General features: G+C 34.5%; 12 protein-coding genes. 7 read left to right on the forward strand and 5 right to left on the reverse strand.

What is annotated here, in order from left to right:
• Positions 1-270: 270 nt before the first annotated feature.
• Positions 271-888: a YitT family protein gene (locus BCELL_RS10110; RefSeq protein ID WP_013488621.1), complete on the reverse strand. Its 618-nt coding sequence runs from the start codon at positions 886-888 to the stop codon at positions 271-273.
• 405 nt (positions 889-1293) lie between these two features.
• Here BCELL_RS10110 and BCELL_RS10115 point away from each other — a divergent pair, with 405 nt between their 5' ends.
• Entirely contained in the window at positions 1294-1920 is a 627-nt protein-coding gene (locus tag BCELL_RS10115; RefSeq protein ID WP_013488622.1) for a LysE family transporter, read from the forward strand.
• Here BCELL_RS10115 and BCELL_RS10120 read toward each other — a convergent pair.
• Positions 1904-3280, reverse strand: a complete 1377-nt coding sequence (locus BCELL_RS10120; protein ID WP_013488623.1) for an amino acid permease — start codon at positions 3278-3280, stop codon at positions 1904-1906. The genes BCELL_RS10115 and BCELL_RS10120 overlap by 17 nt on opposite strands.
• A 135-nt stretch (positions 3281-3415) precedes the next feature.
• Here BCELL_RS10120 and BCELL_RS22540 point away from each other — a divergent pair, with 135 nt between their 5' ends.
• From BCELL_RS22540 to BCELL_RS10135, 4 genes are all read left to right on the forward strand, one after another.
• Positions 3416-3571: a hypothetical protein gene (locus tag BCELL_RS22540; protein ID WP_013488624.1), complete on the forward strand. Its 156-nt coding sequence runs from the start codon at positions 3416-3418 to the stop codon at positions 3569-3571.
• 78 nt (positions 3572-3649) lie between these two features.
• Positions 3650-5974 carry a xanthine dehydrogenase family protein molybdopterin-binding subunit gene (locus tag BCELL_RS10125; protein ID WP_013488625.1) on the forward strand — a complete coding sequence of 775 codons (2325 nt, stop codon included), beginning with the start codon at positions 3650-3652 and terminating at the stop codon, positions 5972-5974.
• Complete coding sequence (locus tag BCELL_RS10130) at positions 5971-6816, forward strand: FAD binding domain-containing protein (RefSeq protein WP_013488626.1); 846 nt, start codon at positions 5971-5973, stop codon at positions 6814-6816. The genes BCELL_RS10125 and BCELL_RS10130 overlap by 4 nt, the downstream gene beginning before the upstream one ends.
• Entirely contained in the window at positions 6816-7283 is a 468-nt protein-coding gene (locus tag BCELL_RS10135) for a (2Fe-2S)-binding protein (protein ID WP_013488627.1), read from the forward strand. Before BCELL_RS10130 ends, BCELL_RS10135 begins: the two co-directional genes overlap by 1 nt.
• Positions 7284-7553: 270 nt before the next feature.
• On the opposite strand, the gene BCELL_RS10140 is transcribed toward BCELL_RS10135, so the two are convergent.
• Complete coding sequence (locus BCELL_RS10140) at positions 7554-8117, reverse strand: GNAT family N-acetyltransferase (protein WP_013488628.1); 564 nt, start codon at positions 8115-8117, stop codon at positions 7554-7556.
• A gap of 536 nt (positions 8118-8653) precedes the next feature.
• On the opposite strand from BCELL_RS10140, the gene BCELL_RS10145 reads away from it, so the two are divergent.
• Positions 8654-12217: a dynamin family protein gene (locus BCELL_RS10145; protein WP_013488629.1), complete on the forward strand. Its 3564-nt coding sequence runs from the start codon at positions 8654-8656 to the stop codon at positions 12215-12217.
• 79 nt (positions 12218-12296) lie between these two features.
• Here the strand turns inward: BCELL_RS10145 and BCELL_RS10150 are convergent, their stop codons facing one another.
• Positions 12297-12491: a DUF3918 family protein gene (locus BCELL_RS10150; protein WP_013488630.1), complete on the reverse strand. Its 195-nt coding sequence runs from the start codon at positions 12489-12491 to the stop codon at positions 12297-12299.
• A gap of 164 nt (positions 12492-12655) precedes the next feature.
• Here BCELL_RS10150 and BCELL_RS10155 point away from each other — a divergent pair, with 164 nt between their 5' ends.
• A complete protein-coding gene (locus BCELL_RS10155; RefSeq protein ID WP_013488631.1) occupies positions 12656-13840 on the forward strand; it encodes a DUF2515 domain-containing protein in 1185 nt (394 codons plus the stop codon).
• Between the two features lie 21 nt (positions 13841-13861).
• On the opposite strand, the gene BCELL_RS10160 is transcribed toward BCELL_RS10155, so the two are convergent.
• Positions 13862-14800, reverse strand: coding sequence for a 3'-5' exonuclease (locus tag BCELL_RS10160; protein WP_013488632.1), 939 nt, complete (start codon positions 14798-14800; stop codon positions 13862-13864).
• Between the last annotated feature and the right edge of the window lie 106 nt (positions 14801-14906).

The following is a 14906-nucleotide window of genomic DNA, read 5'->3' on the forward strand; positions in this document are numbered from 1 at the left end:
GGTTTCGTAAAATTTGTTGCATTTTTCAGCTTGGTGAAACGAAAGGTGGCGAACTCTTCAAGTGTCGATCTGAAGCTGAAGCCGTCGAGACATCTCGGATCGTATTCCAGTATGTATACCCGCAGGTGTCTCGTCCCCTTTCGTTTTAATCAACAAAAGCCTTTAAAAGAGCGCTTATACATTAACTTTTATGAAAGTAGGCTATGCTAGTTATGATACTAGTAATACCTTGAATAGTATTTTCATGCCAAAACCTTTTCTATGAATAGTTTACTTTTTCCTCCAAGCATAGGTTGGTTCTTTTATAAAATTTAAATTTACTCTGTAAACGATGTCTACTACCTTTGTTGAAATCCATTGAGAAACGATTGCGAGAAAAATGATCTTCCAATCAATAATAGACGCTGTAAATATAAATATCGAACCGTTTATTAGAAGGAGAGGTTTTCCAGGTGGGATGTTTTTATATTTTGAAAATAGGAGTGCAAGTACACCCATACCGCCGTTCGATACTTCCTGTCTTAACAATATCCCTACTCCGATACCGAGAAAAATTGAACCTACAATTAAGTCAAACCATAAATGTAAAGTAGGTAAATACAATTTTGAATGAAAAAAGTAAATGGTTAATGAAGAAATTGTAATACCATACATCGTACCTATAGCGCTATTGTTACCAAGCCAGTATATAGCAATAACAAGCATAGAGAAGTTAACAACCCATAATCCAAAACTTAAAGGAATATTAAACCAAAAATGAAATAAAACTGCTAGACCACCTGCACCTCCAGATGGAATGGAATTAGGAAATAAAAAAAGTGCCATTGCCATACCTTGTATAAATGCACCAATTGTGATCATGATATAAACATCAACTGAATTCTTCAATAGCTTCCCCTCATTTAACTTTAATGAAAACAGATACCTTGTCCACTATTATTCAGTTTATTTTTCACTTTAAAAAATATGATGTTTTTTAATATGTGCAAACAGAAACCTCTGTAGAACATAGAGGTAAGAGAATAATATCTTCTTAGTATATTGACAATATGATAGTTTTAATTAAAAGCATAAGGGCTAAAAAGGCGAGTATACGAGGACACTCCTAAAAAGTGTGATACTTAAGAGCACTTAAAAAGTGGGTCCGATACTTACCTTTTTTCGTGCCTCTAACCAAAAGGTTGGCGTCTCCCTTTTGCAATTACAAAAAATAGTTTTAATTGTTACCTCCTTTGAATAGTATGTACAAGCGGTTTGTTTGTCCAACATTCGAAACTATTAAAGGAGGTTAACATGAGCGTTTTTATTGCATACATATTTTTAGGACTTTCTTTAGCTGCACCAATTGGACCAGTAAATGCAGCCCAATTAGATAGAGGTATTAAAAGTGGCTTTTTTCATGCGTGGCTTGTCGGTTTAGGTGCAACTGTTGCGGACGGTATATATATGTTTTTAGTATTTTTAGGCGTATACCATTTAATTGAAATTCCTTTTGTCCAATCTTTTTTATGGTTATTTGGCTTTTTTGTACTCGTATATACAGGGATTGAAAGTTTGTCTGGTGCAAACAAAATAGAACTTAATCATGAAAAAATGAATAGAGAATCACCGACAAAGTCTTTTTTTGCAGGTTTTTTTATGTCACTTTTCAATCCAATTACTGTTCTTTTTTGGTTAGGAATTTTCGGGTCCATTTTAGCAAAAACGGTTACGTCATATAGCCAAATAGAAGTTTTGTTGTACGTCACAGCTATATTTATAGGTATAACTGTTTGGGATTTTACAATGGCAGGTCTATCTAGCACATTACGAAGGTTTTTATCAAAAAAGCTTCTAACGACTATTTCTCTGTTATCGGGACTATCTTTAATAGGATTCGGTATTTATTTCGGGATTCAAGCTGCTAAGATTTTATTTTAGTAAAAGCAGATTTAGGTGTTGGGTCTACAGGTTTTTGTGGGTGCTTCTTCCAATATTGTCTCATAAGTAGCGTAACTAAACCAATCACTACTATAAAACCTATACTTACAAAGAATCCAGGACGACTTGTTTCGTGAAAAAGAGTCCCAACGATTGCTGCAAGTACTAACATGGAACCGAGCAATCGTTTAACGTTGTCAAATGTAGAAAGCTCGTGTAAACGTCCGTATGAGCCAATAATAAAAAACCAGTTATATAGAAGCATTAAACCTGCTGCTGTTGTAAAGTATTCATAAATGTTACCCGGCATGAGAAGAGACAATACAATCGATACAATTAAGCCTACGATCGTTAAGCCTAATGCTGGAATCGCATACTTGTTTTTTACTTTTTTACCAAAGATGGCAGGTGCATCTTTATCTTCAGCAAGCGTCACTAAAACCCTAATGACTGCAAATAATGAAGCTACCATTGTAGAAAATCCAGCAATAATAAAAACCCCATTAAAAATATGTGATATATAAGGTATGTTGTATATCGTTAAGGCTGTGACAAAAGGACTTTCATCCGTTGTGAATGTATCCCAGGAAACGAGTGTTAATGCCAAACCAATAGAAGCCATATAAATGATACCTAATGTTATAAGCATCACTTTTCCAGCCTTTAAAGCTTCTGATTTCTCCTTTAAACGCATCGCTAATAAACCGATAATTTCGATGCCAGCAAAGCCATAAAAACCGAAAATAAGTGACGGAAGTAATCCAGTAACGCCATTTGGGAAAAGGGTAGCAAAAGTTCTAGGAACGGTATTTTCTGGCGCATCCCCTTCAAATACTCCAAATAATGCGAGCATTGCAATGATAATAAACATGACGATTGCACTTGCTTTTAGAACTGCAAGTAAATTTTCTACGCGATCAAAGCCTTTTGGTCCGGAAACAATGACAACAATGGCCAGTACAGAATAACCAGTTGCAAAAATCCAAAGAGGGATATTTGGAAACCAAAACTGAGAGAAAATCGATAAAGCAGTTAGCTGACTACCAGTGATAAGCATTTCTGATAACCAATAAACCCAGCCGCTACTAAATCCTGCCCATCTTCCATATGCTTTTTTTGCATACGTTCGAAAGGAACCTTTTTGAGGGTCAGCAGTTGTCATTTTTGCTAATGCCTCGTATACAAAATAAGTACCGATTGCAGCAAGTGCAAAGGAAAAGACCACTGAGGGCCCAGCCATATTAATTGCAATGCTTGAACCTAGAAAGAAGCCAGTTCCGATCGTACATGCGATGCCTAATAATGATAATTGCCACCACATGAGTGGTTTTTCTTTAACTTCCTTAGACTGTGATTTCATAAAAGTCCCCTCCTCAAAACAGTATTATTGTTTAATATTTGTATCTGATTTATGTAAGTCCATATAAATGAGCAAATGTTCTAAAAAATAGAAGTGTGCATATAATCAAAAGATTTTAAAAAAGGTGGGGATAGGGTGATACCACAAATGGTAATGACAATTGCTTGGGTCATCATTGGTATTAGAGCAGGATTAAAGTTTTTTCATTTAATCAATCGAAAATCAAAGGACTGGTTAGAAATTTTGTTTCACCTCTCAATCGTTATTGTTGCTCTGTCTTTCGTAACATGAACTTTCATAGTATTTACATCTAATATGATGAAAATGCAAAGCACAAATATAGGAGTCTAGATAGAGGGGGCTATTGTCTTGAGTTTTATTGGAAGAAGTGTGATTAGAAAAGAGGCCTCAGAAAAAATAACAGGAAAGGCAATGTATACAGATGATTATCATGCTGGAGATAAAAAAACATTACATGCAAGACTTGTTATTAGCACTGTAGCACATGCGAAAATTAAGAAAATTTCCACAGAGGAAAGTTGGAAAGTAAAGGGTGTCAGGGCAATCATATGTCAGGAAAAGCTTCCTTTGACTGGTGAAGAAATAAGAGACCGTCCACCCATCGCTCATGAAAAAGTTCGTTATCATGGTGAAGTTATTGCCATTGTTGTGGCAGAGGAACCTGTTCAAGCAATGAAAGCTGCTAGTCTTATAAAAGTTGATTATGAATCGTTACCTGTCGTCAATTCACCGTCCGAGGCAATTAAAAAGGATGCACCAATTATTCATGAAGAATTAGATAAATATGATAAAGACGAAGGAATTGAACCTGTCCCAAATACGAATATAGCAAATAAAGTTAAAATAAGAAAAGGTGATATTTCAGTAGGATTGGAAAGTGCAGATACAATAGTAGACGCAAATTTTACTTTTTCTCCATCTGACCATACCGCTATGGAACCTCGTAGCGCAATCGCAGAAATTAAACCATTCGGTGAAGTATATATTTCTACATCATCGCAGGCACCATTTATGGTAAAAAAGTTAATAAGTAGTTATTTCGATATAGAAGTTGGAAAGATTATAGTAGACACACCATTAGTAGGTGGCGGTTACGGTGGGAAAGCATCAGTATTTTTAGAAATATTAGCTTATATTGCGTCGAAAGCAGTTGGCGGGAAAAAAGTAAAAATCGTTCATACAAGAGAGGAAGACATGATTACCTCGCCTTGTCATGTAGGTCTTGATGCAACTATTAAACTAGGAGCAACGAAAGACGGTAAGTTAACAGCGGCAGAAATTATTTACTTATTTGATAGTGGAGCATATTCAGACAAAGCTGTGCATATTACGCGAGCGGGCGCTGTAGATTGTACTGGACCGTACCGGATTGACAACGTTTATTGTGATTCTTATACAGTGTACACAAACCATCCTTTCCCTGCACCGTATCGAGGCTTCGGTCATACTGAAGTACTATTTGCTTTTGAACGCGCAATGGATATGTTAGCAGATAAATTAAATATCGACCCATTCACATTCCGCTATATAAATGCTATAAAACCTGGGGATACTACGCCGACACAAACGCTCCTTAATAGAAGTAACGTAGGGAATTTACACAAATGTATGGAAAGAGTTCGCGAGCTTAGTAACTGGGAAGAAGGTCAAATTGTTAGGATGAATGATCGCTTTTCTCGTGTTAAGGGATTGAGCTGTGTTTGGAAAAATTCTACAATTCCTCCTGACTCATCATCGGGTGTTATTTTGACGTTTAACGAAGATGGCAGTATCAATATCATATCTGGGGTAATTGAAATTGGAACTGGGACAAAGACGGTTTTGGCTCAAATGCTTGCAGAACATATGCAAATGGATATTAATCAAATTCACGTAAAAATGGAAGTAGATACACAATCGACTCCTGAACATTGGAAAACAGTTGCAAGTAGAGGTACTTTTATGGCAGGTCGTGCTCTGATAGAAGCAGCAGATGATGTTATTAGTCAGTTAAAGGATATAGCAAGTACTGTTCTCAGGCGACGTGCAGATGATTTAGTCGTTGCTAATCAAAGAGTTTTCTTAAAGGATAATCCGTCAGTATGTTTAAGCTTCGATGAAATTGCTTATGGATATGTATATCCAAACGGTAATTCTATTGGTGGGCAAATCATTGGAAGAGGTAAATATATACTACAAGGACTTACTTATTTAGATGAAGAGACAGGTGCTGGAAAGCCAGGTCCTGAATGGGCAGTTGGTGCCCAAGTCGTTGAAGTTGAATTTGATCATCGAGACTTAACTTATAGGGTCCTAAAGGTTACAAATGTATTGGACGTTGGTAAGGTGCTGAACTATAAAGCAGCAATGGGGCAAGTGACTGGAGCGGCAAGTATGGGTCTAGCTTTTGCTGGCAGAGAATCTTTTATTTTTAATGAAAAAGGAATCGTCATGAATCCCCAGTTAAGAACATATCGACCTATTCATTATAGTGAACGACCAGAATATGTCGTTGATTTTATTGAAACACCACATATAGAAGCACCATTCGGAGCAAGGGGTGTTGGTGAACAAGGGTTATTAGGAATGCCAGCAGCATTAAGTAATTGCTTATCATCAGCTATTAATGCTCCTGTGAATCATCTGCCGTTAACACCAGAATTACTTTGGAGAGTAAAGGGGGCTAACAAATGATCCCTTTTGATTTTGAGTATTTTAGACCAACAACTTTAAATGATGCTTTTGCTCTTTTCCAAAAACTATCGAATGCTGGTAAAACGCCAATGTATTTTTCTGGTGGAACAGAGATCATTACACTAGGTAGAATAAACGAGCTTTATACAGATGCAGTGATAGATATGAAGGGAATAAGTGAGTACCAAGCACTAGAGCAAGATGATCATTATTTTTATTTTGGAGCTGGTAAAACGTTAGCAGAAATTGGGGAAGCAAATGTTTTTCCATTACTTACGAAAACAGTAAAGGACATTGCTGATCATACTGCACGAACTAAAATAACTTTAGGCGGCAATATATGTGCTAATATTTTTTATCGAGAAGCAGTACTTCCATTTCTCGTAACAGATAGTTATGCGTTTATAGTTGGTAAAGATGGGACTCGTACAGAGCGTATTAACGACATCTTTAAAGAGACACTCCAATTACAACAAGGCGAATTTCTCCTCCAAGTATGTACTGAAAAAAAGTATTTTGATATGCCACATATTCATATAAAAAGAAGAAAGCAGTGGTTTACTGGTTACCCACTAATAACAATTGTAGCTGTGAAGGAAAGTAATAACATTAAAATAGCGATTAGTGGGTTAACACCTTATCCGTTTAGGTCAAAAGAAATGGAAGCTAGTTTAAATGACAAAAATTTAACGGTTTCTGAGAGGATAAATGCAGCATTAGATAAATTACAAAAGAATGTGTTAACTGATACTGAAGGTTCTGCACAATATCGTCTATTTGTTATGAAAAACCTACTATATGATGTTCTTGATCACCTAGAAGGGGAAGGGGGTATTCACTAGTGATAAAAAAAACGTTTGATTTAAGTATCAATGGTGAAATACATTCCGTGATTGCTCGTCCAGCTGATACGTTACTTTATGTTTTACGTGAGTACATTGGATTAACTGGCTCAAAGCCAGGGTGTTTAAATGGTGACTGTGGCGCTTGTACGGTTAATGTAAATGGGAAGCCAATGAAGTCATGCTTGATGTTAGGAATTGAAGCGATTGATAAGGAAGTAGAGACGATTGAAGGGGTTCGTGGTACAGAAATTCAAAAAGCGTTCGTGGAGAAGTTCGCTTTCCAATGTGGCTATTGTACTCCTGGATTTATAATGAATTGTCATTCCTTATTAAAAAATCACCCGAACGCTGATGATAGAACGATAGCCGATTGGCTAGATTCAAATATTTGTAGATGCACAAGCTATGAAGAAATTGAAGCAGCAGTCAAGTCGGTAATAAAGCATTCTAAACAATCAAACTGATAAATTGGAAACAAAATAATTGAACAAAGAATGAGAATAATTCATTAATATAACTATAAACAAACCAACTTTTTCAGTGCCTTTTATTTGTATTGCAATGGCTACGCTCGCCGCTCGCCTGATAGGAGAACCCCATTCCTATCAGGCTTTTTAACGTTTGCGGCGGCTACGCACATTGCTTAGGGAAACTGAAAAAGCGAAAGAACAACACTTTTTCAGTTTCCCTAAAGTGGTGATAGCGCCTTATTTTGCGTAACCTCTTATCGCTCGTTAAGCTTCCTTCAGTTGTTCTTCCCCAGAAACTGCCAATATTCCATTCCTTAAAGTATGAAGCATATACAAGTCTTTCGGAATTTCAAGTAAATGATACTCAAATATGCCTTTATTAATTTCTTCGTATAAACTTTTATATGTTTCATCAACTAAAACAACATAAGCTAACTTCTGTGCTGCTTTTAGTGAACGGACATTTTCTTTTCTTATTTTCATAAAAATCCTATCAATATTAAGTTCATAAAAAAGCTCATTAAAAAATGCTTCCTTAGCTAAATTATTGTATCCTTTACCATGATAATTCTTCCCTATCCATGTACCTAAAAATCCAGCATTCTCATGGATATCGAACAAATTAATTGTGCCAATTGGATTTCCCCATTCATCTATAATAGTTCTTGAGATGGTTTTTCCAATTTCTTCTGCTTCGATTGTTTGTTTTGTCATAAACATGTATTCTTCAAAGGAAGTTGGTTTTTGACGTACAAAAGGGAAGACATCAGGGTGTACCATAAGTTCATAAAGAGCCTGACTCTCGAATAGATCACGTTTTTTTATCATTACTAATCCCTCCAGATGAGGGAGGACGAAAAAAACGCCCACCCTCGAAATTTTTTAGTAGTACAAAAATTTCGGGGTGGGAATCGAACCCACTAGAACCAGTAACCTGGTGGCGCACCATTTGCCTTCCCATAAATAATCGAATTGCTTCGTGATTATTTAAGCAAAGTGTATGAAATTGTAATTTATACTCGTATGAGAGAAATCCCTCATTACATTAGAAAAAATATTTCCTTTCGTATAATACAAGAAAAATTGAAAAAAAGATACTATTTTTTTATCAATTTTTTATAAAAAAATATACCAAAATTCTCCACTCCACTGAGATCCAAAATTTCGCAATAAACGTACTACTCACGGTGGTAGACAGCTAACCTCATTTCGGTAAATAATTAATATATATTTACTTACTTGAATGAATTACATCATGATGGCCCCTAAGAGCCAAGTGTTGAAATTGAATTACTCACATGAGTATTTTTAGTTATTATTATTTAAATATTTGTTATAGTAGAAATATAAGGAGGCTGTTTGAATTGATCAACTTAAAACAACACGAAGAATTTTCTTTTCCGTTAACGATTAGTGAAAATTTTCGACTAAAAAAGATTCAGGAAAAAAAGGAAAATACGCTGTTTGAAGTAGCGTTCTGCGGCCATTTTTCTGCAGGTAAATCTACTATACTAAACACTTTATTACATGCTGAAGTATTACCAACTAGTCCAATCCCAACTAGCGCAAATATTATCAAGATAGCAAATGGAGAACTAGGTTTAACAATAAATACAAATGAAGAAAATAAACAATGGTATGGAGAAATTCCTTGGGATAAGGTGAGAGAGTGGGGAATGGATGGAAGTGAAGTTTCCTCGATTTCAATAAAAGCGCCATTACCATTTTTACATGACAATAGTTGTATTTTGGATACTCCAGGGGTTGATTCAACAGACCCTACTCACAAGGCGATGACGATGGAGCAGTTGTATACAACTGATGTTATCGTATATTGCATGGATTATAATCATGTTCAATCAGAAACAAACTTATATTTTCTTCAGCAGCTTTCAAATGAAAATAAGCCAATATTTATTATTATTAATCAAGTGGATAAGCATAATGAATCAGAAATACCATTTTCTGAATTTAAATCATCTGTTAAAGAAGTATTACAGCAATGGGATATAGACTATATTAAACTGTATTACACATCGATGAAAGAAAGAAGCCATCCGCTTAACGAGTTTGATGCATTTGAGAAAAATATAAAAGGACTCTTATATAATAGTAATCATTTAATTTCAGATGCAAAACATCGATTAGAGAAGGGGTTCTTGAAATCAATACAAAGTAGATTAATTGAAGAAAAAGATGAAGAGATTGAGGAGATAAAACTTCAATTACATAAAGAAGGCTTTACTCTTGCTCAATTGAAGGAGCGCGAAGAACTTCTTCATAAACAAGAAAAAGTAATCAATTATCGAGAGCATTTACGAAGTGATTTTGAAAATGATTTAGGAAAGTTATTTAAAAATGTCACTCTCTTTCCATATGTTACAACTGAGTATACGAGACAGTGGCTTGAGAGTATTCAACCTGGCTTTAAAGTAGGGCTATTGTTTTCTAAAAAGAAAACTGCAGAAGAACAAGAAAAACGACTTCAGGCGTTAGTTACTGACCTCCAAGAGAAGGTGAAAACGCAGTTGATTTTTCATATTCACGATTATTTTAATAAAGTGGACCGTGAGATGTTGAGTAATAAAGACATGTTTGATTCTAAACTTAGTAAGCTATCATATGAAGTAAGTGAAAAGCTACTAGTCGAGCAAGCGAAGACCGGATATACTGATCGGAATTATGTCTTTACTTTCACAAACGAAGTAACCTCGCTTATTATTAGTGATGTTAAAAGAAAATCATTGGAACTTCATCAAGTACATATTGATGGTATGGCTCCACAAATGGAAATCGAAGAAAAACGACTCGAAAATGAGCTTGTACTATTAAACAAACTTACGAAGTACTTAAATAAATTGAATGACATTGAAACAAAGTTCCAGTTATTGTTAAATGAATTGGATAAATCATTAGCAAAGTTTCCGCAGGACACAAACTACAACCGCTTAATTTTAGAGTCACTTAGTAAATCGTATGAAGATATTTCGAATAGTTTTGCCCACGTTTTAAATATCAAAGATGGTGTTATTGATGATGATGAAATATATACTATCAATGAGAGTGAAATTGTTTTTGATGAAGAGCAAGCACTCAGTAGACTAAAGAAATTAAAAGATGTATTAGATAAGTACAAAGCGAAAAAAGTGCTGAGCGAGGAAAGAAATCAGCTATCTGAAAAGATTGATAAATATGAACAGCAATCATTCGTCATTTCTTTATTCGGTGCATTCAGTGCGGGAAAAAGCAGTTTTGCAAATGCACTAATAGGTGAAGATATATTACCTGTATCACCCAATCCTACGACTGCTACGGTGAATATGGTAACTCATCCTCAAAAAAATTATCCGAATGGTACAGTAGAAGTAAAGGTCAAATCAAAACAAATGTTAGAGAAGGAACTTGACTCTATTGGTCAACAGCTCGATATTAAGCTAACGGTTGATAATCTTAGGAAATGGAAACCTCGACAAGGAAAATACTTATCTAGCTGGCAACGAACATACATAGACTATGTTTCAACGTTGAAATCTAGCATTGCAGGGACGAAGTGGTCGCTCGGATCTACATTTACTGTAAATATAAATGAAATACAAAATATTGTCGCTAAGGAAAGTAATGCTTGCTTAATAGAAAAAGTAGTGATTTACTATGATTGTCCAATTACTGCTAAAGGTATTACAATCGTAGATACTCCAGGTGTTAACTCGATTCATGGTCGCCATACGAACGTTGCGTTTGAACAAATGCGCCAATCCGATGCGATATTTTATTTAACTTATTACAATCACGCATTTTCAAAAGCGGACCAACATTTTTTACAGCAAATAAGCAAAGTGAATATGAGCTTTTCTTATGATAAATTATATTTTTTAATCAATGCAGCTGATCTAGCAGGAAGTGAACGAGAACTAAATGGTGTAAGAAAGCATGTTTTTCATCAGCTCGTACAAAATGGTGTAAAAACGCCGCGATTATTTGACTTATCTAGTAAAGAAGGCTTAAAACAAAAAAGACAAAATAGTAATATAATGACAAGTTTCGCCAAATTTGAAAAATACTTCTATGATGAGACTATCGTTCAGTTAAAATTGTTAAGTAAAAATACAATTGAGGCTGATTTATCGAATTATACTAAGAAAGTTGAAGAGAGTCTTCGGTTTTCAAATGATGAGCTAGATCAGCAAAAAGAAAAATATATACTGCAAAAGGAAAAGGTTGAAGAGCAGGTGAAAGTGGTACAAGAAGCATCCTATCATTTTCTTGAGGATAAGCTTCAACAAGAGCTTGATCAGTTACTTTTATATTTAAAGGATAGATCGAAATTAGTTCTAAGTGATAACTTCCTCACAGCGATTAACGTAGCAGTTTTAACAGAAAATTCTAAGTCCGCACTTCAAAAACAATTGATAAATGCGGTGAGAGAATGGCGGAGTTTGGGTGAATACTTTATACAACAGGAACTTGAAGCAACATTGATTAGGGTAGAACAGAAAATAAAGCAAGTAGTAGAAAAAGAGCTTATGGTGAAAAAAGCGGAAATTCAAAAGCACCTTCCTTATCTTTCGTATTCTCCAAATGTTGAAATTGATCCAATTAAACAAACGGTTGATGTTCGAATGATAATAGACCTTAGCAGTTACGGTGATTATCTAAAATCGAAGAGAGATTTTTTTGAGGGTGGAAAAATGAAAACACTGAAAGAAAAACTTGTTTCTGATGGGACCTCTCAAGTTAATAAGCTTCTTGAAAAAGTTTCTGAAAAAATGAAATATGAAATTAAAAACAGGTTAACAGCCTTAGAGAGGAAAACGAAAGAAGAATTAATATTAAGTATGCACTATGAGCTAGAGCATATGGAAGCTTTATTTGATAAAGCGGAATACAACTCTTTAGAACATGAATTAGAAGAACTAAAAGGAGTATGAAAAGAGGGTGTCCCAAAACCTCTTTGTATAAAGGGGAAACAGCTTATCGTATGGATAAGCTGTTTTTTATGCCTATTACTTAGACATATTCGTTATCGTTATTACTACGGTTCTTATTTGTAATCTGTCCCATAGCTTTTTGGATTGGTTGCATCATATTGCCATTGTTTCGACCTCTCATCATGCTGTATGCTGCTGCACCTATCCCAATGCCGACTAATGACATCATTAATCCATTACGATTGTTGTTTCGCTTTTTTCCGAACATGTCCATAGTATAAGCCCCTCCTTTAATCTTCGTTTGAAGTGAGTGATAACTTCAAACATTATATAGTTTCATTCATATTGAATAAATTCATACGAGGATATCGTTTCCACCTTCTTTACTTCTAAATGACGAGTGTATTTATATAAATATTAAAAGGGTGAGGTGAAATAATGAATTTATTTAAAGGTATTGAAGTAAGCGTTAAAAAAGTAAGTCATGCAATAGAAGAAAGGTATCTTTCATACAAATATGAAAAAATGATAAAAAAGTTTAAAGTAGATAATATTGATAAAGTGCAAGTAAAGAAAGCAATAAATGAGATTTCAGCATATCAGGAAATAATATATGTTAATCAACGAGAAAGAATTATTATTGAGGATATCAAACGAGAAACAAGTAAACTGAATAGAAATAATGTCACAAGAACTAATGCGTATATACAATTTTATCGGAAATTCCCTAAGCTACACTGGTCATTTTTAGCTCATATGGTTTCAAGAAATGGTGGCTGGAATATGACTGATTTAAAAGGAAGCATTGTTTCAGAAGTGTTAAATTCAAACGAACAACAAGATTTCTTTACTTTTTTAGAGAAATCAAATGCGTACATATTCCTTGATGCTTATCCACAATTATTGTTGTATGAAAAAAGTGTGAATATAGGAAAGAGTTTATTTCACTTGTTACCAATATTTGGAGTGTCGAAATTTATGATCCCATTCTGGGAACATTATTACATAAACGGGAACTCTCAAATGATTACGGTTGCATTAATTATTAATGAGCAGCATTTTATCGAAAAGAAAGTTGTTGAAAATCATTATTTTACAAAGAACGTTTTTAATACTTGGCAATACAAAACACAAGAACTATTCCAACTAACGAACGTTATATTTCCGTATAAAGATAATAAAGAAAAAGTACGATTAGTTGGAAGGAAGGTAAAAGGTTTCCAGAAAGTAAGAGAAAGAGTGGCTGTTGGCAAACAGTTATATGCGATATTGTTCGGACTAAAGGATCATGTTTATCAATTCGCAAATGAGATCGTGCACACTGGGTCAAGGGCAGACTATTGGCCTTCAACTTTCTCAAGACATAAATTAGCAGAAAATGAGGAGATTGTAAATGAAGCTAAAGGAAATAATCCAAGAATATATAGCCCTACATTAGAGAAAGCTTGGGGTGATGTTAGTTGGAAGAGGCCTAGAAACTCTGATTGGTTTACACAAGAAATAGATGTTAGCCCTTTATTTGAAACAGAGGAGTTGCCAAAAAGAATAGATTTAACAAAAAAATACGAACATGAGTTACAAACGCTTCATTTTGTTGTGATTGCTAAAAAGAATTCAATTTAATAACTATGTAAGAAGGATAAACTATCCTTCAAGTATAAAACTAATCGGTTCTGCAATTGTGCCATCTAACAGCATTACTTTACAATTGTAAGATGCATGTTCTTGATACGATTGTAACATTTCTTCATAAAAGTTTGTGAGCAATTGGATAGCTGTGACTACTTGATTTGAGAACATTTTCGAACGATTTATACTAACATTGTGATATTTATCCACTATTTTTTTGATTCGTTTCACCAATTTACATGCGTCGGTTATTTTATAAATCTTTTCTATTCCTTCTGTAATCTGTTTGATGTCGTCTTGTAACTCCTCTAGAATCATTTTTTCAATTCTGGCTTGGTCGTTGTCAGGAGGAATGTTCCCATCAAGAATAAACCGACTAATCATAATAAAGTCTGATTTTAGAGGCTCATTTAAGAAACTCAAATAAATGCGTAACGTATTGTAAGCATCGTCCACCGGGTTGTGTAGCTGACCTTTAAATGATAATTCATATAATTTAAGAGCATTTTCTACTGAAGGAGTATTTTTAGATACTCTTTTACTAAAAATAGCTTGGAAATCGATATAACGTTTTTTGATCTTATAGATTGTAGACAGTGGAATATGGTGTGTTTTTGAATCAATAATCAATCTAGATAGATCACTCTTAGACCAGGAAAAAAAACGTGATTTCTTTACACCACCAATCCAACGGAGGAAATCTGCAAAGACTACCGGAAAGCTTTTTGCATTTTTCAAGTTTTCTTCGGAAATACGAGTAAGATTTTTGCAAAAGGCACTGAGTGGTTCATCGTTTATAGGTTTAATAAAATGATCAAATGTCGAAACAGTTTCAGATTCAATGTCATACTTCACAGCTCCTAAGCGTATTGCTTCCATCTCACGAAAGGACATATTTTTGTTAGAGCAAAGCATCTCAAAATCGAAGAAGATATATTGTTTTATCTGTGCCATAAACATCCTCCTTCCTATCAACAAATAATTATAATTGTAGGATTATAAAAAGAAAAGAAGTAAATTTTGGAGGAACGAGGAACATTTTAGTTGTAATTCGTGTTCA

The sequence above is a fragment of the Evansella cellulosilytica DSM 2522 genome (assembly GCF_000177235.2).
GTDB lineage: Bacteria > Bacillota > Bacilli > Bacillales > Salisediminibacteriaceae > Evansella > Evansella cellulosilytica.

Excerpts from the sequence above, each read along its gene's own strand:
- BCELL_RS10115 (WP_013488622.1), top strand. The coding sequence starts at position 1,294 with ATGAGCGTTTTTATTGCATACATATTTTTAGGACTTTCTTTAGCTGCA.
- BCELL_RS10130 (WP_013488626.1), top strand. The coding sequence starts at position 5,971 with ATGATCCCTTTTGATTTTGAGTATTTTAGACCAACAACTTTAAATGAT.
- BCELL_RS10150 (WP_013488630.1), bottom strand. The coding sequence starts at position 12,491 with ATGGACATGTTCGGAAAAAAGCGAAACAACAATCGTAATGGATTAATG.
- BCELL_RS10140 (WP_013488628.1), bottom strand. The coding sequence starts at position 8,117 with ATGATAAAAAAACGTGATCTATTCGAGAGTCAGGCTCTTTATGAACTT.
- BCELL_RS10160 (WP_013488632.1), bottom strand. The coding sequence starts at position 14,800 with ATGGCACAGATAAAACAATATATCTTCTTCGATTTTGAGATGCTTTGC.
- BCELL_RS10120 (WP_013488623.1), bottom strand. The coding sequence starts at position 3,280 with ATGAAATCACAGTCTAAGGAAGTTAAAGAAAAACCACTCATGTGGTGG.
- BCELL_RS10155 (WP_013488631.1), top strand. The coding sequence starts at position 12,656 with ATGAATTTATTTAAAGGTATTGAAGTAAGCGTTAAAAAAGTAAGTCAT.